Source organism: Mesorhizobium sp. M0166 (assembly GCF_040322255.1).
In the GTDB taxonomy this organism is placed as follows: Bacteria; Pseudomonadota; Alphaproteobacteria; order Rhizobiales; family Rhizobiaceae; genus Mesorhizobium.
In genome coordinates this window covers 1-1,321 of sequence record NZ_JAMYTD010000104.1, presented here as the reverse complement: position 1 = coordinate 1,321, position 1,321 = coordinate 1, and the positions used below count along the sequence as shown (strand labels likewise).

1 protein-coding gene and 1 other annotated feature are annotated in these 1,321 nt (G+C 63.6%); the gene reads left to right on the top strand.

Annotation, left to right across the window (positions count from 1 at the left end):
• Positions 1-50 precede the first annotated feature (50 nt).
• A protein-coding gene (locus NKJ46_RS34590) for an IS3 family transposase (protein ID WP_352671818.1) occupies positions 51-1,282 on the top strand; the annotation gives its coding sequence in 2 pieces (ribosomal slippage) (positions 51-342 and positions 342-1,282; 1,233 coding nt in all).
• Positions 335-451: a sequence feature (AL1L pseudoknot), on the top strand. (Overlaps the previous gene by 117 nt.)
• Positions 1,283-1,321: the final 39 nt, after the last annotated feature.

Genomic DNA, 1,321 nt, shown 5'->3' with positions numbered 1-1,321 from the left:
TGAACCGCCCCGGGTTGATCGGAGGCTCCAACTCCTGAGAAGGTGGAGCCATGACAAGCAAGACGACCAACAAGTTCTCTCCCGAGGTCCGAGCCCGTGCGGTGCGGCTGGTTCTGGATCACGAAGGCGAGCATGCCTCGCGGTGGGCGGCGGTCTCGTCGATCGCCGCCAAGATCGGCTGCACGGCGCAGACGCTGCATGAGTGGGTGAAGAAGGCCGAGCGCGACAGTGGCGTGCGAGCCGGTGTGCCTACGGATGTGGCGACGAAACTCAAGGCTTTGGAACGCGAGAACCGCGAGCTTCGCCAGGCCAACGAGATCCTTCGCAAGGCTTCCGCGTATTTTGCCCAGGCGGAGCTCGACCGCCGGTTCAAGCCATGATCGCGTTCATCGACGATCACCGCGAGGCGCATGGGGTCGAGCCGATCTGCAAGGTGCTGCCGATCGCCCCGTCGACCTACCACGACCATGTCGCCAAGCGCATCGATCCCTCCCGGCTGTCGGCTCGGGTGAAGCGGGATGAGGCTTTGAAGGATGAGGTCCGACGCGTGTTCGAGGCTAACTTCCGCGTCTACGGCGTTCGCAAGATCTGGCGGCAGTTGCAACGCGAGGGCTTCGATGTCGCCCGCTGCACGGTTGCCCGCCTGATGAAGGCCATGGGCCTCGAAGGCATCATCCGCGGCAAGCCGATCCGCACCACGGTGAGCGACAAGGCGGCACCATGCCCTCTCGATCACGTCAATCGCCAGTTCCATGCCCCGGCGCCGAACATGCTGTGGGTCTCCGACTTCACCTACGTCGCGACCTGGACGGGCTTCGTCTATGTCGCCTTTGTCATCGACACCTATGCGCGAAGGATCGTCGGCTGGCGGGTGAGCCGGACGGCGCATGCCAGCTTCGTTCTGGACGCTCTGGAACAGGCTCTCCATGATCGGCGGCCCGTGCAGGGAGGCGGGCTCATCCATCACAGCGATAGAGGCAGCCAATACGTCTCCATCAGATACACCGAGCGCCTGGCGGAGGCCGGCGTCGAACCTTCGGTGGGCAGTGTCGGCGACTCTTACGACAATGCTCTCGCCGAAACGATCAACGGTCTTTACAAGGCCGAGGTGATCCATCGACGCGGACCCTGGCGCTCATTCGAGGCCGTCGAGTTCGCCACGCTCGAATGGGTCGACTGGTTCAACAATCGCCGGCTGCTGGAGCCCATCGGCAACATCCCGCCGGCCGAAGCCGAGGAACGCTACTACGCCATGTTGGATGAACCAGCCATAGCCGCGTGACTCAAACGAAACGGCCTCCGGAAAACCCGGGGCGGTTCA